This window comes from Carboxylicivirga marina, assembly GCF_016612505.1.
Taxonomy (GTDB): domain Bacteria; phylum Bacteroidota; class Bacteroidia; order Bacteroidales; family Marinilabiliaceae; genus Carboxylicivirga; species Carboxylicivirga marina.
In genome coordinates this window covers 1-19,843 of the sequence record NZ_JAENRR010000076.1, presented here as the reverse complement: position 1 = coordinate 19,843, position 19,843 = coordinate 1, and the positions used below count along the sequence as shown (strand labels likewise).

Annotated in this window: 16 protein-coding genes; 11 read left to right on the top strand and 5 right to left on the bottom strand. The window is 38.3% G+C overall.

Annotation, left to right across the window (positions count from 1 at the left end):
- Positions 1-180 precede the first annotated feature (180 nt).
- The 7 genes from JIV24_RS19655 (at position 181) to JIV24_RS19625 (ending at position 7,073) form a co-directional block, all read left to right on the top strand.
- On the top strand, positions 181-2,037 hold the full coding sequence (locus tag JIV24_RS19655) for a S9 family peptidase (RefSeq protein ID WP_200466788.1): 1,857 nt from the start codon (positions 181-183) through the stop codon (positions 2,035-2,037).
- Between the two features lie 97 nt (positions 2,038-2,134).
- Positions 2,135-2,764, top strand: a complete 630-nt coding sequence (locus tag JIV24_RS19650; RefSeq protein ID WP_200466787.1) for a hypothetical protein — start codon at positions 2,135-2,137, stop codon at positions 2,762-2,764.
- Positions 2,761-4,026, top strand: a complete 1,266-nt coding sequence (locus JIV24_RS22495; RefSeq protein WP_234445893.1) for an energy transducer TonB — start codon at positions 2,761-2,763, stop codon at positions 4,024-4,026. Before JIV24_RS19650 ends, JIV24_RS22495 begins: the two co-directional genes overlap by 4 nt.
- A gap of 170 nt (positions 4,027-4,196) precedes the next feature.
- The gene (locus tag JIV24_RS19640) at positions 4,197-4,598 is read left to right on the top strand and encodes a hypothetical protein (RefSeq protein WP_200466786.1); all 402 of its coding nucleotides are present in this window, start codon (positions 4,197-4,199) and stop codon (positions 4,596-4,598) included.
- 192 nt (positions 4,599-4,790) lie between these two features.
- On the top strand, positions 4,791-6,053 hold the full coding sequence (locus JIV24_RS19635; protein WP_200466785.1) for a PDZ domain-containing protein: 1,263 nt from the start codon (positions 4,791-4,793) through the stop codon (positions 6,051-6,053).
- 57 nt (positions 6,054-6,110) lie between these two features.
- Complete coding sequence (locus tag JIV24_RS19630) at positions 6,111-6,572, top strand: VOC family protein (RefSeq protein ID WP_200466784.1); 462 nt, start codon at positions 6,111-6,113, stop codon at positions 6,570-6,572.
- Between the two features lie 75 nt (positions 6,573-6,647).
- Positions 6,648-7,073 carry a hypothetical protein gene (locus tag JIV24_RS19625; protein WP_200466783.1) on the top strand — a complete coding sequence of 142 codons (426 nt, stop codon included), beginning with the start codon at positions 6,648-6,650 and terminating at the stop codon, positions 7,071-7,073.
- 182 nt (positions 7,074-7,255) lie between these two features.
- On the opposite strand, the gene JIV24_RS19620 is transcribed toward JIV24_RS19625, so the two are convergent.
- Positions 7,256-7,561 (bottom strand): panthothenate synthetase, encoded by a 306-nt coding sequence (locus tag JIV24_RS19620; protein ID WP_200466782.1) that lies wholly within the window; start codon positions 7,559-7,561, stop codon positions 7,256-7,258.
- Positions 7,562-7,784: 223 nt separating this feature from the next.
- Positions 7,785-8,171, bottom strand: coding sequence for a lipocalin family protein (locus tag JIV24_RS19615; RefSeq protein ID WP_200466781.1), 387 nt, complete (start codon positions 8,169-8,171; stop codon positions 7,785-7,787).
- A gap of 350 nt (positions 8,172-8,521) precedes the next feature.
- Here JIV24_RS19615 and JIV24_RS19610 point away from each other — a divergent pair, with 350 nt between their 5' ends.
- The 3 genes from JIV24_RS19610 to JIV24_RS19600 all read left to right on the top strand — a co-directional run bounded on the left by JIV24_RS19610 (position 8,522) and on the right by JIV24_RS19600 (position 13,289).
- A complete protein-coding gene (locus tag JIV24_RS19610; RefSeq protein WP_200466780.1) occupies positions 8,522-9,262 on the top strand; it encodes a GLPGLI family protein in 741 nt (246 codons plus the stop codon).
- Positions 9,263-9,627: 365 nt separating this feature from the next.
- A complete protein-coding gene (hypD, locus tag JIV24_RS19605) occupies positions 9,628-12,153 on the top strand; it encodes a trans-4-hydroxy-L-proline dehydratase (RefSeq protein ID WP_234445892.1) in 2,526 nt (841 codons plus the stop codon).
- Positions 12,154-12,377: 224 nt separating this feature from the next.
- Positions 12,378-13,289 (top strand): glycyl-radical enzyme activating protein, encoded by a 912-nt coding sequence (locus tag JIV24_RS19600; protein WP_200466779.1) that lies wholly within the window; start codon positions 12,378-12,380, stop codon positions 13,287-13,289.
- A gap of 19 nt (positions 13,290-13,308) precedes the next feature.
- Here the strand turns inward: JIV24_RS19600 and JIV24_RS19595 are convergent, their stop codons facing one another.
- On the bottom strand, positions 13,309-14,772 hold the full coding sequence (locus JIV24_RS19595) for an MltF family protein (protein WP_200466778.1): 1,464 nt from the start codon (positions 14,770-14,772) through the stop codon (positions 13,309-13,311).
- Positions 14,773-14,972: 200 nt separating this feature from the next.
- Between JIV24_RS19595 and porE the strand changes: the two genes are divergently transcribed.
- Positions 14,973-16,949, top strand: coding sequence for a PorE family type IX secretion system protein (gene porE, locus JIV24_RS19590; RefSeq protein WP_200466777.1), 1,977 nt, complete (start codon positions 14,973-14,975; stop codon positions 16,947-16,949).
- 127 nt (positions 16,950-17,076) lie between these two features.
- Here porE and JIV24_RS19585 read toward each other — a convergent pair whose 3' ends face one another.
- The gene (locus JIV24_RS19585) at positions 17,077-17,523 is read right to left on the bottom strand and encodes a small multi-drug export protein (RefSeq protein WP_200466776.1); all 447 of its coding nucleotides are present in this window, start codon (positions 17,521-17,523) and stop codon (positions 17,077-17,079) included.
- 59 nt (positions 17,524-17,582) lie between these two features.
- Positions 17,583-19,775: a DUF4838 domain-containing protein gene (locus JIV24_RS19580; RefSeq protein ID WP_200466775.1), complete on the bottom strand. Its 2,193-nt coding sequence runs from the start codon at positions 19,773-19,775 to the stop codon at positions 17,583-17,585.
- Positions 19,776-19,843: the final 68 nt, after the last annotated feature.

The window sequence follows — 19,843 nt, the reverse complement described above, 5'->3', positions numbered from 1 at the left end:
TTTAGTTGTTTACATACTAACAGGCGGGAGCAATTTTTGATCAAATTTGCGTAATGAAAGATCTGCACCCTTAATTATGAAAAACTTTAACCTACTATTCAAAACGCTTTTTATTAGTCTTTCTTTTACAATATTCAATACGTTGATGCTCAAAATCGAAGGGAAGTTGGTAATATGATTATGGAGGATATCCCGGAAATTCCAGAAGAAATTAAATCTAGAATACAGCAATATCAAAATACTAGGTCGGCATCTTTTGCTGATTGGCTTCCCGATGATAAAGGTATCCTGATTACTACACGTTTTGGAAATACAGCACAGCTACATAAGGTTGCCCAACCTGAGGGCGCGAGAAATCAAATTACTTTTTTTGATGAACCGGTAACAGATGGTCTCTTTAGCCCAAGCAAAGATCATAATGGATTCCTATACACCAAAGATGCTGGAGGAAATGAATTTTCGCAGATATATTGGTATAACATAAACAACAGTCAATCTGAAATGCTTAGTGATGGTGTATCAAGAAATTTTGCAATAGCTTGGTCAAACGATGGGAAGAAATTTTCTTTCACCTCAACAAGAAGAAATAAGAAAGACAACGATATTTATGTGTCGAACATGTCATCTCCAAAGGATGCATCAATTGTAGTTGATAAGGGTAATGGTTATTGGGTGGTCACAGATTGGTCGCCTGATGATAATCAACTTACTGTTATTCAGTACTTGTCCATAAACAAGTCAAATTCTTACATCTTTGATTTTTCCAAAAATGAACTCAAACAAATTAATGACAATAATAAAGAGGCCGTTTTCCGATCTCTTGCTTGGAATCAAGGGGGAGGCAAACTGTATGTGATCACTAATGAGGGGGAAGAATTTGATAAGCTTGCGGAGTATGATATAAAAAGTGGGAAATATAACTATATCACCAAAGACATTAATTGGGACGTAGACGAATTTGTCACGAATAAAGCTAGAACAAAAGGAGCTTTTACAGTGAATGAAAATGGATTTAGCCAACTCTATCTTATAGACTTGCTTTCTAATAAATATGAAAAAGCAACCAACCTTCCTATCAGTCAAATCAGCGGTTTGAAATTTCATCCGTCTCAAGATAAAATAGGCATGGTCATAAATTCTACGAATACACCTGGAGATATATATGTATATGATCTTAAAACTAAAGAAACAGTACGGTGGACTTATAGTGAAGTTGGTGGATTAAATATGGAGAATTTTCCTAAGCCAGAACTCATCGAATTTGAAACCTTTGATGAGGTTGATGGACACATCAGGAAAATTCCAGCCTTTGTATTTAAACCGACAGGAATTAAAGATAATCTACCTGTGTTAATCTCAATTCATGGTGGCCCGGAGGGCCAATATAAACCCCGTTTTTCTTCAGGCTATGCTCACTTGGTCAATGAGTTAGGTATTGCCATTGTTGTACCAAATGTACGCGGTTCTTCTGGTTACGGTAAAACTTATGTAAAATTGGATAATGGTTATAATAGAGAACATTCAGTTAAAGATATAGGCAAGTTGATTGAATGGATTGAGAAACAACCGGAATATGATGCTAGCAGAATAGCCGTAATAGGAGGATCTTACGGGGGGTACATGGTTTTATCTTCTATGTTTAATTTTAACGATAAGCTAAAATGTGGAATTGACATAGTGGGGATAAGTAATTTTGTGACATTCCTGGAAAACACAGAAGAGTACCGTAGGGATTTGAGAAGAGCTGAATATGGTGATGAGCGTGATCCAAAAATGAGGAAATTCCTAACGTCCATTTCACCCACAGCTCATGTCGATAAAATTACTAAACCATTATTTGTTATTCAAGGAGCAAATGATCCTCGAGTTCCAGCCTCGGAATCGGAACAAATGGTTAAAAAAATAAGAGAAAACAATGGCATAGTATGGTATATGCTTGCAAAAGATGAAGGTCATGGATTCAAAAAAAAAGAGAATCAAGATAGAATGACTGAAGCTGTCGCATTGTTTTTGAAAGAAAACCTATTGAATAAATAAAGCCCATAACAAAAAATAAACGGCATTAAAACGACCGCTTATTAAGGTCGTTCGCAAAAATTTGCATGCAATAAATTTAAATGAAGAATTAACATTGATGAAAAACAAGGGACTGTTATTTGATACTAAAACATCATGTTTATTAGTACTATTGTTATTTATTTTTACAAATACTATATCATCACAGACATTAAGTACTCTTACCCCTAAGACAAATAATACATTTATTGGACTAGGGCTTGGTATTAATGAATATGGAGTAGGCATTGATGTTGAAAAAAAAGGAGAATACTTCTGGTACTTTTGTGGTGCAGGTATAAGTACCTGGGGATATAGACTAACTGCCGGACTATCATATTACCTAAATGACAGTGGTTATAAATCATCATTTAAATTGGGTTATTCTTATGCTTCCGGTATTACAAACTTCACTCCTACGCTTGAGGTATTTGGAGGCTATGGAGGTTATGGTGGATCAAAGTATGCAGAGAAAGAAGTATTAATGGATCTTTTTCCAACCCATACTATTAATTTAATTTACTCCTACAATTTAAAAGTTGGTAAAAAATCTAAGTTCGTATTTAGCGGAGGGTATTCAGTTAAACTATCAGATGAGTTATACGAAAATAAATCAGATTACTGGCTTACTGACAAATCAAAAGATTTCATTGAACTTATGGCTCCTGGAGGAATTATTATTGGTGTTAAATTCATGATTGGAATATGATAAATGAACCAAAAAACTTTTGCCAACAAACCGCTATAAAGGGGCATAGTGTAATTTGGTTGGTTTGTAGCATAGGCTACCAGCGGGAAATCGCTGATTTGGCTTTAAATGAAAAGTTAAAACAAATACAACGCTTTGGCTCAGGTCATTTTGGAATGATTGTAAGGTTAAAATCCCTCACGACGCCATGCAGCGGGACCGTTAGAACATCTAATAAGATTACACCAAATCTCATGAAGTATTTACTAGTTTTAATTTTATTCCTAACCAGTACTTTCAATAGCTTTTCACAAGATACATTAAGGTACTACCTTAATGATCAATTAATTTCAACTAACCCGGATTCGGCAACCCTAATCAGGGAGATAATAACTCACAAAGATCATTACTCGATGAGTTACCTTAATTTGAACGGAGCTGAAATTAACTATTGTGAGTTTAAATCATTGGATCCTTTTATTTTGGATGGTTTGGCAAGGCATTATTATGAGTCTGGGACAATTTATTCCACAGGGAGTTATAACAATGATAAATTAACAGGTAGGTGGCTATATCACGGTTTTGATGGTGAAATTGATACAGTGACCTATCAATCTATTGATAAGTACAGCAACATCTTAGGTAGCAATAATGATAAAAGAAAAATTAAAAAACCATCAATAAAAACAGAGCACAAAATTCAGAAATCAATTATTGAATTCTTAAGACAAAATTTTCATTTACCAGCAAGAACAAGAAGTGCACATCGTTATGTAGCGTTTGGTGTAAAATTAATAATAGACCTAGATGGTAAGCTAAAAGGCGTTAATATTCCTGATTCATATGATGAAGATTTACAACTGGAAGTTTATCGGATATTATCAATGTATCAATGTGATTTTGAAATCAAGAAAGCGTTTGAAACTACCGTATATTTTGATAATATGGAATCGAGCCCATCAGATGAGCCAGTATTTTTTATAGTTGATACGATGCCTGAATTTCCTGGAGGAGATGAGGGAGTACGTAGATTCATTGCTCAAACAGTAAGATATCCTGTTGAAGCTCAAAAGAAAGGGATTCAGGGTAGAGTATATGTGAGCTTTGTTATTGACAGACATGGGAAAATTGGAGAAGTTAAAATTGCAAAAGGCATTGATTTTTATATAGATAATGAAGCATTAAGAGTGGTCAGGTCAATGCCCGATTGGACTCCAGGCTCACATAATGGAAAACCGGTAAAGGTTACTTATACGGTTCCTATAATTTTTGTATTACAGTAGAAATTAAAAGCTCTATTTGGAAAAAAAGCCCGCCAATAAAAGCCATTAAAGTGACGAGTGCACCAATCAGTTTTAATCGTTAATTGAATGATATCTGGAGACCAGCAACCAGTAAAAACGGGGCGTAACCGAAAAGCCAGAAGAGTAGGGAACAATAAAAGATGGACAAAATGGAATCAACAAACGAAAATCAACAAGCAGCCAGGCAACGACATGGATGTGTTACCGCCTGGTTAATCCTTATGATTATTACCAATTCACTAAGCGCAGTGTTATACCTTTTTGGTGGCGACATGATATCTCAAAGCTTTCCAAATGGCATTTCCGATTCAATGTTAACACTATTGGCAGTCCTTGGTGTTGCCAATGTGGTATTCTCTTTCTTGTTACTCAAATGGAAAAGACTAGGTTTTTGGGGTTTCCTACTAACCAGCCTTGGAGCATTAGCTGTTAACCTCATGGTCGGACTAGGCATTACTCAATCGCTACTAGGATTAATTGGAATTGGTATTTTGTTTGCTGTATTGCAAATCAAAAAAGATGACGTTTCGGCCTGGGATAATTTAGACTAGTAAAGCTACTATAATGAGAATTAGGCAGGCTTGCATCTTTAACAAACTAAGGATTTGCAAGCTGCCTTTGTGGTGAGACTTTTTACCTAGCTGACATACTGATAAAGCGTGACTAACTAACTCATTCAACATAGGCGATGAATTGTAGCTTTACAAGCACTATTCTATACAAACAAAAGCAGACACATAAAAATGGGACTCATCTATTACTGGTATGGTTATCTAATTATTGGCTCTATATTATTAATAGGCAAAGCCGTCTCCTGCAGATTGGCCGGCATCTACCATCATCATTATCAAATTGGCTACTCTCCAAAATTATTTCACATCAAGCTTTGGGGTGTCACTATTTCCATCGGAATAGTTATTCCATTTCCTGGGCTCTTCAAGATTTTTGAGGTACACGATGAAGGCTTAAAAAAAGTCCGCCCCATATGGATGCGAAGAGAGCATAGTTACCTTAAGAGATTGTTTGGTATATCCGGAGGGGCATTCTTAATTTATTTGGCTGCACTTGCCTTAAATGCGTTTGTGCATTATAATACGCAACACACTTATATCTCGTCGGATGACGTTAATGCAAATGGTATTTTTGTTGATTCAATTGGTCATGAGTTAGGCTTTCGGAATGGCGACAAGATTCTTGAAATCAATGGGCAGGCATACGAGCGTTTCACAGATATTAAAAAATCACTTTTAATAGATAACGCCAGAGATTTCACTGTACTAAGAAATGATACAGTGATGAAGTTAAGCGTTACAAATGAAGATGCTATAACAGATGTTTTCACTAACAATGCACGTATATTCTCACCCATAACGATCGTTTACCCTTTTGAGATTGATGAAGTAAAAGCAGGTGGTTATGCCGATGATGCTGGTTTAATCAAGGGCGATCAAATGGTATCTATCAATAGTGACACTATTTTATATTTTAATGACTTTAGCAAGTGTTTAAAATCTTTCGCAAATAGTTCTGTCACCATTGGCATCAAGCGCAGTACATCTGATAATATCCTTTATAGAAATATAACAGTTAGCCCCAATGGTACGATAGGTATTTACCTTAAACAGTCATTACCAACCACTGCCGAAAAGAAATCCATCATTCAATCGTTAAATGCTGGAAACAGATATATTGCAGCCTACGCCAGACAGCTAAAGATTATATTCTCAGCTCATGATGAATCAATGAAAGTGGGAGGCTTTAAAAGCATAGGGAGCTTATTTCCTGAACAATTCCATTTTGCAAGAATCATATCATTAATGTTGTTATCATACTTTTGTTTGTTAATAATACCTACTCCTGTTTCTGATACCAGGTACCTTATAGCACTTACCATCGATCAATTTATTAAACTCCCACAAAAAGCAGGTAAGTGGATTGGCTGGATCGTATTTCTTCCGTTAATACTAATTGCAAATGCAATAGATATCATTAAAGTATTTTTTTGATTGATGTTATTTGAAATCAATTGAACAACATCAGAATGAACAAAACCTTAAGTCAAAATGAAAGTAAAAATACAATTGTTATTAGTCGGAATAATCACCATTCTAACATCCTGCATCCAAAACCAAGAAAAAAACACTGAAATGAAATACACCTCAGCCATTACATTCTTGTATTATAATGATTTTAACTACGGCATTGACTTTTTAGAGAATACGCTGCAATTAGATTTAGTAATGGATCAGGGCTTTGCGAGAGTCTATCAGGTGAATGAAAAAGCTTACTTAGGTATTGTGCAAAATAAAGACAGCAGCAGTGTTGCAGGCAACACCTTATTCTCACTAACAACTACTAATGTAGAAGGGGAATATCAACGTGTGCATCAATTAGAGGTTTACAATATGACGGAAATAAAACATTTTGAATCAATTCCGCTTAAGTCTTTCTTCTTTGACGATAAGGAAGGGCATAAGTTTGAAATACAGCAGTTCATGAAAGAAGAAGATGTACAACAATTTTAAGAGTATAAACCCGTGATGGCATTTATAATATAGATTAACGAAGTTTGCATAATGAACCGATGAAAAAGTTATGCTATGAGACCGATAAAACTTGCCTTTCTATGTTCGGCTGCCAGCCTTCTGTTATTTGCTTGCACAGGCAATAATAAGTCCAATTCGACAGAAACACACCAAAAGGAAATAATAGAAAAAACACAAAATTTCCCAGCTGGAACTGTTATGTTAATAGTGAGAGGAAAAACCAAACTTTCAGAGGAAGCATTTCTTAAAATAGCCAAAGAGCGAGAACCACAATTTGAAGCTACACCCGGTTTAATACAGAAATACTACATCAAAACTAACACACAGGGTGAATATGGTGGAGTATATATTTGGGACTCGATAGAATCCTTAAAGAAATTTAAGGAGTCTGAATTGGCAGCCACCATTGGTGATGCTTATCAACTTATTGAAGCACCGTCAACAGAAGTTATCGAAATCATGTTTGAATTAAGGCCTTAAAAACATTGCTTGTTTTCCTGACTCTTGGTGCTCTAATTCAACTAACATCTGCATTAACTTATAACTTTAGCAACATTGAGATGATCAATGGAGTTATCGTATTTCAAGCGGCACAAAAACCAATTTTGCACCGCTTGAATTTCCTAACCTATTCATTAATCAAATAAACTCAATAATGAAACTCAGCTCCATTTCTTTGCTAATTGGTTTAAATCGGCTTTTATCAGGTCATCCATGCTCATTGCCAATCTAAACTCGCAGTCGGCTTCAAAGTTCAAATACCATGGTTCTGCAATTTTTGGCACCATTGAAGCATCAGCAACTTCCACCACCATCAGGGCAGCCCGACAGCCGGCATTTTCAGTAAAATACACACTCTCGGGTTTGATATCTTCCATGATTCTCCCCATCAACTCTCCCACTTTTCCTTCGCGCTGCAAGCTATTAAATGGCTCAACAGGCAAGGTTACACTCACAATCATTTTCATACCATCAGTTTTTGTTATTACAGAATGGCATAATATACAACACAAACGAAGCAACGTCTAGTGTTTATTTTACTCTCAATTTTAATTACAGGATAATTAACCCGATTCTTCAAACCACGAAAAAGGCGGATGCATTGCTGCACCCGCCTTCCATATATTCAAAACCTCAACTCCATTAACACCAAATGCAAATGACGTTCTGTAAGCTGAAGTGGTTTATGTCTTACTCGTTGATTCTGGCATATTCTGCTTTAAAGCTAATACTCATCTCTTGTCCCATAAACTCTTCGCTAAATGAACCACCCATTGTAAAGCTATCAGCAGATAAATTGAAAATTGTTAATTCTCCTTCATCATATTCACTGATAAGAGTTAATTTATTACCACTCACCTCATAAATGCCTTCTTCATCTAACTCCCCTTCAAAAGTCATGGAATAAGCATCATCTTCCATGAACTCAATCGTTTCATCTAAATCGGTAGTGGTTTCTGTCTCACCCATGATTGTTTCTGTCGTAGAAACTAATGTCCACTTTCCTAATAAATCTTCTTTACTAGCGTCAATACCTGTTTCGTCTTTTTCACAGCTTGCAAATACTAAACCAACCAAAAGAGCGCTTAATAAAAAATCTTAATTTCATCATTTCTATTTTTTTGTTTTATTGAAATCAAACATAAGGCTTAACATTTAACAAACAGCTGTAAAAACGAGAAAGGAACGCCTACTCAATGCAAAACGGCACTTTAGTATTATAAGCCGTAGTACTAATTCTATTCTTAACCAATACTTAATATTGTAATTACTACCAGATACTTTTTCTGCCAATTCCCGAGTAATCTGGCTTGCATATTATTAGCACATAGCGATGAATAGTGCTTGTTAATAATTTTCTGTAACATTTTTTCTCCCACACGTATGCATCAATATCAGTGACATCCGAATTATTTCAAATATCAATTATGAAGCTATTGTTTACGCTTTTTTTAGTGTCTTTTTCGTGTTTAGCAAGTAGTCAAACCCAACAACTAAAGGTCGTTTACAACTACATTAACCACGCAAAACCAAACACTTACCAAATGGAATTGCAAGCTAAAAACGATCAGGTATTCAGTTATACTATTCGTTTAACAAAAAGTGGAGCAGGCAAGAATATTCGATACAAACAAACCACTGATTCAACAAAGCTTTTTAAAGATTACGAGAGTGGCTTCATGATTTATGAGGAACGTTTGGGTCGCGACTACCATGTTGTGAAAGAGAAGTTAGACCTTTTTAAATGGCAATTAAACACAAAGGTTGACACCCTGCTTGGCTATCCATGTAAAACGGCCTTTGCCGAATTCCGTGGGCGTGAATATCAGGCTTTCTACACAACAGAGCTCCCATTTACTGCAGCTCCATGGAAATTACACGGATTACCAGGCGTGATGCTTCGGATACAAACCATTGACGATGTATTAATTTTTGATGCACAATCGATAGAAATACTTGATAAAACAAAGGCCATATACAATCCCTTTGCTCATTACGACCCCATCGATTACGAAGACTTTTGCAAGCATTATAAATCGTATCGTAAAGAGGTGATTAAAAAACGTAATCAACGCGCCAAACAACAAAACCGCCCGGCACCAAAAAACGACAAAGCGCCACGTGTAGAAGTTATCATACCAGAGAATCGTTTTATTTTAAATGATTAATCAAACCAATAGCTCATTCGATTACCTGTGGTACAAATTGTTTTTTTAGAGGCTCTTCTCTTTTATTCGTTAATGATTGAGCCTTAGTTTAAGCCCTTATTTACCATTTCACTTTGCATTATCCATATTTTTATGCAATTTTGAAACTCAATTAATTACGAATTATTTAGTGAATTATCCACACCACATAAAAGGATACCGTTGTTTGTTTGAATGTTTAATGTTCTACAAACGCCACTAATCAGCAGTTTTACTATACAAACTGCTCACTCCCTGTTATATTTCCTTTATTATTATCGATGTTGTATTTTGCTGCGCTTCATTTCAGGTACAGCTTATTGGCAACATAATTAAAATCAGTAACAATGACAACTTCAAATAAAACCATTGGACGTCCTGACCCAAATGGTGCCGGATTACCAACCATTAAAGAATTACTAGGCAAGGAAAACTCTGATAAAAAAGCAGAAAGAGCAGCCTCGGCTGAAGGGAATTTCTACCAACCATTAGGCGATCGCATTGGTCCTGGTATGAATCCGCGTATACAGCGCCTGCGAAAGCTCAGCTTTGATGCCCAACCGAGTATCTCTATCGAACGTGCCCTACATCAAACAGCATTCTATAAAGAGCATAATGGCAAACACTCCATTCCTGTGATGCGCGCTCTTACTTTTTTAGATCATTGTCAAAAGAAAACCCTTTACTTGGGTGATGATGAACTCATCGTTGGCGAGCGTGGCCCTAAACCCAAAGCCGTTCCTACGTTTCCGGAATTAACATGCCACAGTGTTGAAGATTTTCATGTGCTAAACACCCGCGACCAGCAACGCTACACAACCGAACAGGAAGACATTGACATCTACGAAAAGGAAGTCATTCCATACTGGCAAGGACGCACGCAGCGCGAACGTATTTTTAATCACGTGCCCATTGAGTGGAAACGTGCCTACGAGGCAGGTTTGTTTACCGAATTTATGGAACAACGTGCTCCCGGCCATACTTGTCTCGATGGTAAAATATACCAAAAAGGGATGCTTGATTTCAAAAAGGATATTAAAGCACACCTCGACTCACTGGATTACCTCAATGATCCGGAAGCCAACAATAAAGCAGAGGAGCTAAAAGCAATGGACCTATCCTGTGATGCCGTGATTGTTTTTGCCGAACGCCATGCTGCTTTAGCTGAGGAAAAAGCTAAAACTGAAAAAGATACTCAACGCAAGGCTGAGTTACTAAAAATAGCAGAGGTTTGTCGATGGGTGCCCGCCAATGCCCCCCGAAATCTTCATGAAGCCATACAGATGTATTGGTTTGTTCACCTGGGCACCATAACCGAACTAAACGGTTGGGACGCTATGAACCCCGGGCACTTCGACCAGCACCTAGCTCCCTTCTACGAAAAAGAAATTGAAGCAGGCACACTTACTCGCGACGAAGCCAAAGAGCTCATCAGTTGTATGTGGATAAAAGTTAATAATCAGACTGCTCCTCCTAAAGTGGGTATTACTGCTAAGGAAAGCGGCACATATAACGATTTTACCAACATCAACATTGGAGGAGTCAAAGCGGATGGCTCTGATGGCGTTAGCCAGGTTTCATACATCATGCTCGAAGTTGTTGAAGAGCTGCATTTACTACAACCTGGCTCTTCGGTTCATATCAGTCATGTTACACCCGATAAATTTCTGAATGCAGCGTGTAAGGTCATTCGCCAGGGGCACGGTTATCCTTCTGTTTTTAGTCCCGAGACATATATTACTGAGATGCTGGCACAGGGTAAGTCATTAAAAGATGCTCGCGAAGGCGGCTGTAGTGGCTGTATTGAAGTTGGTGCTTTCGGGAAAGAAGCATACGTACTCACCGGTTATCTGAATGTACCCAAAGTACTTGAGGTAACTTTAAATAATGGCGTCGACCCGGTGACTGGCAAAGTGGCTGGCTGTGAATCAGGGGACCCACTTACATTTAAAAGCTATGACGAATTGTATGCTGCTTTTAAAACGCAGTTGGAATATATTATTGAGCAGAAAATGTTGGTGAGTAACTACATCGACACCATGTTTGCCAAGTATGCACCCGCACCCTTTTTATCAGTTGTTATTGAAGACTGCATCAGCAAAGGACGCGATTATTACAACAGTGGACCACGTTACAATACAAACTACATTCAGTGCACAGGTCTTGGCACTGTTACCGATAGTTTATCTACATTAAAACATCACGTATTTGAGAAGAAGACCTTTGATATGGAGCGCATCCTAAAAGCTGTGGCTAACAACTTTGAAGGTGATGAAATCATGCGACAAACCATTGTAAATCGCACACCATTCTTTGGCAATGACGATGCGTATGCTGATGATATTGCTCTAAAAGTATACGACGACCTGGTTAAAACCATTGATGGCAAACCGAATGTAAAAGGTGGAAAGTATCATTTGAACATGCTTTCGACAACTTGTCACGTTTACTTTGGAAAAGTGATGGGTGCCACACCCAATGGACGATTAGCCCACAAATCGATTTCCGACGGTACATCACCATCACACGGGTGCGATGTGAATGGCCCTTCAGCAGTTATTCGTTCACTTACGAAGCTTGATCATACACGCTCAGGAGGAACGCTTCTGAACATGCGTTTTTTGCCGAGCTTGTTAAAGCGTGATGAAGACATTAACAAAATGGGTAAACTAATTCGTAGCTATTTCACGATGGGTGGCCATCATGTTCAGTTTAACATTGTTGATACAGCTACGCTCAGAGCAGCGCAGGAGTCACCAGATGATTATAAAGACTTGCTGGTACGTATGGCAGGCTACAGCGATTATTTTAATGACATGAATGCTGACCTACAACAGGAAGTAATTGATCGTACTGAGAATGAATCATTTTAAAAATTATCCTCCTCCCCTCGCTTAAGGTGAGGTACTCCTCCTTTTTTAAGGAGGAGAATTAAATAGCATGATAAAGAATCTTGCATACAATTACTTACATATAGCGTAAACTATTCCCCTCCTACTTCAGGAGGGGTGCCGAAGGCGGGGAGGTAAAAACTAAATGAATTCCCTCTGTCATAAAATGATCTGATTGATTCTTAAATTCGACAAACTCAAAACAAATGCAATCTCCAAGCTTAATATTCGATATAAAACGCTATGCCATCAACGATGGTCCGGGCATACGCATCACTATTTTTTTAAAAGGATGCCCCTTACGTTGTAAGTGGTGCCATAATCCTGAGAGTCAGCTAAAACATCAACAGAAAATGTACAACCACAGCAAGTGCATCGCTTGCGAAGAATGTATAAAGCACTGTCCTGAAAACGCATTGAGCCTGACTCCAGAAGGCATAGTTACCGATATTGAAGCTTGTACCATGTGTGGTATATGCGCTGATGTATGTCCAACAAAAGCCATTGAGATGACAGGAAAAGAAATGAGCGTTCAGGAGGTGGTGAAACAGATTAAGAAGGAAACGATGCTGATGGATAAGTCGGAAGGTGGCGTTACTTTCTCAGGTGGCGAACCACTGCTTCACCATGAGTTTCTGATTCCTTTGCTGGATGCTTGTGGCGAAGAGGAAATACATCGCTGTGTAGATACAACAGGCTATGCCAAACCCGAGGTACTGATGGAAGTGGCCAAACGAACAGATCATTTTCTTTACGATTTAAAAATGATGGATTCGGAAAAACACAGTAAGTGGACGGGCATGCCCAATGAAAAAATTTTAGCCAATCTCAAATCATTGGCTGCAACCGGTGTGGATATGAACATTCGGATTCCACTCATTAAAGGTGTTAATGATGATGATTGGAATATTCATGAGTCAGCCAAATTCATTGCCGCACTTGATGGAAAGCAACCACTGGTTAACCTCTTACCTTTCCACAATATTGCTGAGAAGAAATATGAAAAACTGGGTGAGGACTATGACAGAGGTGAAATGAATGAACCAAGCCCTGAAAGACTCAATGAAATCATCGATATTTTTAAATCGTACAATGTTAGAGCAATGGTGGGAGGCTAACTCCCACCTTTTTAAATATCTACTCTTTTATAAATTTCTGATAATGCTTATAACGCTCAAATATTTGGCGCACATAGGTATGAGGCTCTGTACCTCGCAAGTATCCATACTTTACCACCGGATCGTTAAAATTCTTCGGATAGCGTAAAGCTAAAATCATCTTTTCCACATTATCATCCCATACATCTGGATTAAGATTATATTTTTTTGCCAATCGACGTGCATCGGACACATGACCGAAGCCACAATTGTAAGAGGCCAAAGCAAATTTAATTTTCTGTACAGGATCAACTATATCATTAAGCCTGCCAAGCAATTGTTTAAGGTAACGAACACCGCCATCCATGCTTTGCTTTGGATTACTACGCCACTGCACACCAAGCTCCTTGGCAGTCGCCGGCATCATCTGCATTAACCCCACAGCTCCTGCCCACGACACAGCCGATGGGTTAAACTTTGACTCCTGATAAACCTGAGAAGCCAACAGTCGCCAATCCCAATTAATCTTTATAGCTTCCTCTTTAATCAAATCATCATATTGACTTATTTGATTCTGCTTCACACTATAAAAGTCGCTGTTAACACGACGGCGATAGTCTTTTTTATTTTTGTAGTACTTGTTATAAATAACGTAATACTCGCTTTGTTTTTTATAATTAATCAGCCACTCATCAATTACCCGGCACAATTCCGGCGATGTTTTTCGTAATACCCAGCCCATGTTTTGAGTAGTACTCAATGGTACATCTACATTAAGAATTGGATAATAAGATGCCATCAGGTTTGCAATATTCATATCAGCCACCGTTTGTTTAACTTCTCCGGCAGCCACCATTTCAATAATCTCTTCGGTTGTTAATTCTCCTGATAAAGTATCAATAAATATCTCACCACCTATTTCATCTGCCAGATTATTAAGTCGTTGGTGATACGATGAATGCACACGTACAGCAACAGTATCGCCCATCAATTCAATCGCATCGTGAACCAAGGCATCTTCAACCTTTTTCCAATGAAGCTCATACCACTTGTCTGGCATTTTTTGAACAAGCACTTGTTTACTGGTAAATAGAGGCTTCGTATATTTCACGAATTCTTTTCGTTTACGCGTCTCGGTTAATCCATGGGCTACTAAATCAACATCTCCCCGATTTAAATAGTAGAATAAACTATCGATGCTCCCTACTATGCGAAGATCAATCTTTAGTTCCTGGTGCTCGGCAAACTTCTCTAGTAGTTCATATTCAAATCCCATTGGACGCCCCTTGTATAAGAAGTAACTGGTACCACTGTAGGTTGTCAACACTTTTAAAATGCCGTCCTCTTTAATCTGGTCCCAATCGCGTTCGAATTCGAACTGGCTCCCTGTGATATCCTCAATCTCAACTTCTTCAACAATTTCAACCGTTGTTTTAGGCGTATGGCTGCAGCTCAGTAATACAATGAGAATAACACTCAGAAGTGTAATATTTAATATTTTCATGTGCTTTGGTTTAGGTCGTTAACACAGCTTAAAAATATTATTTCTTTGTTATCCAGCCAATTTCATCCATTAAAAATAAGGTAATATTGATTAAGCTTTAAACCAGCGATGTAAGCAAATAACAATAAAACCATTGATAAAGCGTTTTTTATGTGTCTAATAATTATTTATTTTTGGTTCAACATAAAAACTCGGACCTAATGCCCACAATTAGAACGTTTATAAAACAACATATACCATTCCTCATCACCTTCTTCCTCATTATTCTGAGCGGATGTTCGGGAGGAAGCAAGCTTGGCAATGCCAATAAAGCATACTTAATTGGCGAATACGACCGTGCAGCAGTACAGTTCAAGAAAGCATATAAGAAAGAAAAGAATAAATATACCAAAGGTGAAATATCTTATTATTTAGGGGAGTGCTACAGAAAAACGAACAAGCCCAAGAAAGCCACCATTCAATATGCCAGAGCCGTTCGTTACAACTACGAAATGGCAGATGCGGGCCTTTTTTTAGGTGACTGCCTGCTGGCTTCACAAAAGTATGAAGAAGCCATAGAAGCCTACGAAGAATATTTAACGAAAGAGCCTCTTGATAAAAGAGCACATAACGGTATTGCATCGTGTAAGTTGGCACTGAACGATTCTATTACAAGCAGATACACAGTAGCCAAGATCAAGAAACTCAGTAATACACGCTATAGCGATTTCTCACCGGGTTATGCCAGTTCAGACTATGACCAGGTTTATTTCTCGTCGATGCGGACCGAAAAGAAAAAGCGTAAAAAGAGCCGTATTACCGGACAGGGAGGTTCTAATATTTACATGGCAAAGATAGATGCCAAAGGCGAATGGACCGATCCCGAATTATTGGATGAAACCATTAACAGTGAGTTTGACGAAGGGAGTGCAACCATGTCGGCCGACGGTAAAGAGATGTATTTCACACGATGTCGCTACGACAACGAACAACCCAGGAGTGCCGAAATGTTTATGGTTAGCCGCTCGGGAGGTAAGTGGGGCGAACCAGCGCAAATTGAAATTGCAGACAGCCTGTTAGTAGCACATCCAGCCATATCACACGATGGCGAAACATTGTATTTTGTGAGCGACATGCCTGGCGGACGAGGAGGTAAAGACATATGGATGGCAAAAAAAGGTGGTGAAGGCGGCTGGAGCGAACCTGTTAACATGGGTAACGTGATTAATACAGCCGGTGATGAAATGTTTCCATCAACACGTATGGATGGCTCCTTATATTTTAGTTCCAACGCGCACGTTGGATACGGCGGTTTAGATATTTACCGGGCTGTATATAATGAAGAGAAGCAAGACTGGGAAGTTCACAACCTTGGCCGTCCGATAAATAGTGATGGTGATGATTTTGGCATCGCCTTTAAAGGCCTAGAAGAAGCTGGCATTTTCAGTTCATCACGTGGTAGCTCCAAGGCTGTTGATAACCTTTATGAGTTTAGTTTACCAAAGCTGGAATTTAGCATGAAAGGTCAGGTTTACAGCCGAAAAGATGAAGAACCAATTACCGATGCCTATCTCAGACTTATTGGAACCGATGGCACCAATGTAAAACTCAACATTAGAAATGATGGTACTTTTGGTGCTAAACTGGCACCTCAAACCGAATACGTGTTTATGGTGGCCTCTAAAGGTTACTTTAATTACAAACACAAATTATCAACTGTTGGCTTAGGTGATAATAAAGATTTTGAGTTTGAAGTTGGTATGATGCCAATGGAAGACGCCATTATTCTTAAAAATATACATTTCAACAAAGATGATTTTGAACTCAATACCGATTCAAAGCAGGAACTTAATCGACTAGCAGCCATCTTAGGCATGAACAAAGAGATTATTTTGGAGATTGTGGCCCACGCATCTGGTGAAGGTTCAGGCTCACAGGCTGTGGTATTGTCGCAAAAAAGAGCGCAGGCCGTAATGGATTACCTGATGGGAAAAGGAATAACTACGGAACGCTTATCAGCCAAAGGAGTTGGTGACACAGAACCAATGGTGGTATCGAAGCGACAAGCTCGTAAACACAAATTCCTCGATGAAGGTGATGAGTTATCACAACGATTTATCAGAAGCATCCGCGGTAATTCCAACAAGGAGGCTGCTCATAGTATTAATCGAAGAATTGAATTTCGAATTAAGGATTAATGGAAAACAATCCGTTTTCATTCAAACTTCAAACGCACAAAGCAAACGAAGCAATTAATACACAAAACTCTTATCTAAAGTGAATTCATTTAAATTTTAGTACCTTGGAGGTAAAGGTATTCTTTAATTATTTTTTAAGGACTTCTTTCACCAATAGCACCACTGGCTCCGACAGATAAGTAATGCCAAATGACCAAAGTACAATCCCCACAAGTAGATAAAACAAGAATTTACGCGTATTATCTAATATGGCCATGCCTATAATCAGAGCAATAAACGGCCCTAACAAACCTGTTACCATTAGCCCCAACCCAGGCACACCATATTTTTCCATCCACGATGAAAACTTGGCTTTTTTAGCTTCAAAGGTTTTACTGCCATATTTATTCATCAACCATTTTCGAAATGGTTCACCCGAAAAGTAAACCAACAAAGCCGATGACATAGCGCCTAAAGATACAACTGAAGCCGTAGTGAAGGGCTTTAATCCAAATGCGATTCCAACAGGAATACCTTTCCAGATACCTGTGGCGCCTGCGAGATAAACAGCAAATATTTTCCCTATTTCTTCCATTGCAAATTCAAAAATGGCTGCAATAATAATAAAAAATTACTGTCTCACCTGATTCCCCATTAATTTACTTGTACCTCATCGGCAAATATCCACGATGGAAGGCCAACCGCATGATGCCACTCAGGTGCTGTTTTAATATTAATGGCTTCTATTTTTACATATCGCGCTTTCGTCTTAGGAAAAGACACTTCAAAAATTTGCGTATCATTAATCTTACTGTCTTTTTTCAAAGGTTTATTGTTAACAGCCTTACCATGCTTCATATAATGCACACCATCTAATGACAAATAATAATTAACCTCCTGTGGAAAAAACACCACATGATTCATCACCTGAAGAAAACCGGTTGATAACTTTTCAATGTTCTCGTCTTGCCCAAGATCAATAATTGCTACCATGTCATTTCCTTCAAACCCCAACCAGCTGGCATAAAAACTTCCACCCCCAAAGGCATTATCTGTAAGGGTCTGCGGATCTTCATTCGCATATTTACGAGGTTTAGCTAATAGCTTAACAGGCTTATTTGATGCCAGATTAATGGAACCTGCTCGCTTCTGATTACCGCTGTATAACCTTAAATAGTCATTCACCGTAAATCGTGTTTCATTCATCATGGTGATACCTCCATCCTTACAGCTTTGTTTAAATGCTTCGAGCTCCTTGCTGACAAAATCAGTATTCCCCAACGAATACTTATTTGATAAGTTGGCTCTACAAGCTTCAAGCGTGGCATAACGCACCCCGAGCCTTGCACGTTTTACACGTTTCAAGAACGCCTTGTTATCAATTACCTCAATCTCAGCCTGATCAAATATGGCATTGTAATTATCAAGAGCTTCAGGGCGTAAAAAAGAGTCAAATGCCTGTGAAGGACCACCATATAAAAACAAGAAAAAATCAGATTTCTGGGCAAGCTCATTATGAATCTGACCAATATACTCTGCAACCTTGGCTCCTGCGCTTCCATAATAACCTCCGCAAAATTCGCGAATTAGAACATCCGTATTTCGATTTGGATCCCAAAGCAAGCGAGCCATAACGTACGACCTAAGCTCAAAGAGTTCACTTGGATTATGACTGTGTTGCTCAAAAATCCATCTGGCATTATTATCCGCAAAAAATCGGATATTCGGTTCCAGTGAATAGATATTTGGGAATGGCGCTAAAAAGTTGGTGAACTGCGTCGTATAATCCCAGATGCGAATATTTTTGGTGAGTTGCTTCCAGCCTTGCAAATCAGATGCAAAATCAGGACTCACATCTTTTATCGGCGCACTTCTATCGCATTCAATGGAACAAAGCGTAATTAAAACATTATCCAAAGGTTTTGTTTTACAAGCCTCACGAGTATATTGATAAGCCAGAGTTGAGATGGTTTTATCAGGAAAATCCCTGGCAACAGCATTAACAAATCGAATCATTGAACCAGAAGGACTTCCTTCTTCCTCATCAATAGTCGCACAATGTTTGCATTGGCAATATTGAGTATTATCATCCTGACTTACTGATACTACTGATGCATTTGGATTCTGTTTAAAGGCATTAGCTACCTCTTCTTTAACCAAGCCTAACACCTCAGCATTACTCAAACAAAGCTGTGTAGTTCTCCTTTTGCCATCTACAAGTGCATAGTATTCAGGGTGCTCTTTAAAATACTTTTCTGATGGAACAAATCGATGAAAAGTATGCACCCTTGCATATGGCGCATACATTGGAAATGCTTCATACGTTACGCGTTGCTTATCAGCAAATTCATGATGCTCATAAAACAGCTTCGAATGGACTGTTCGCACATGAACCGGTGGAGAATATCGATAATTCTTCTCATTTTTGATCTGTACTTTTTTTAGCTCTGGAACTGCTTCGGCTTCAGGTGTCCAAAAACGACACGATAGCTCCCTTTCTAAAAACTCGTAAACGGCATACTTTAAGTATTGCTCATCGCTTCCTTCAATATGCAGGTTAGCACCATCCATTTGGTAAGCAACAAAAGGCTTGGATTTACTACTATCGACTGAGAGCCTGACCATGTTTTTAGCACCTTCCTCTACTCCAACAATAATAGGCATCTTAACAGCACTGACTTCATAAATATATTGCTGTAAAATTTGAGCGACTTCTTTCTCCTTTGACGAGGCATCTATATCAAGTACAATATTATAGTCTGATTGACCTTTATTAATGATAGTGGTACTTGAGGGCTGGCATGCGCTATAGATAATTGCCAGAAATAGATAAGATACATAATGCAATGTCGTTTAGTTAAGAATAATGATTATTTACTAACAAATAGCAATGATAACTCATTGTTATTCTGTAT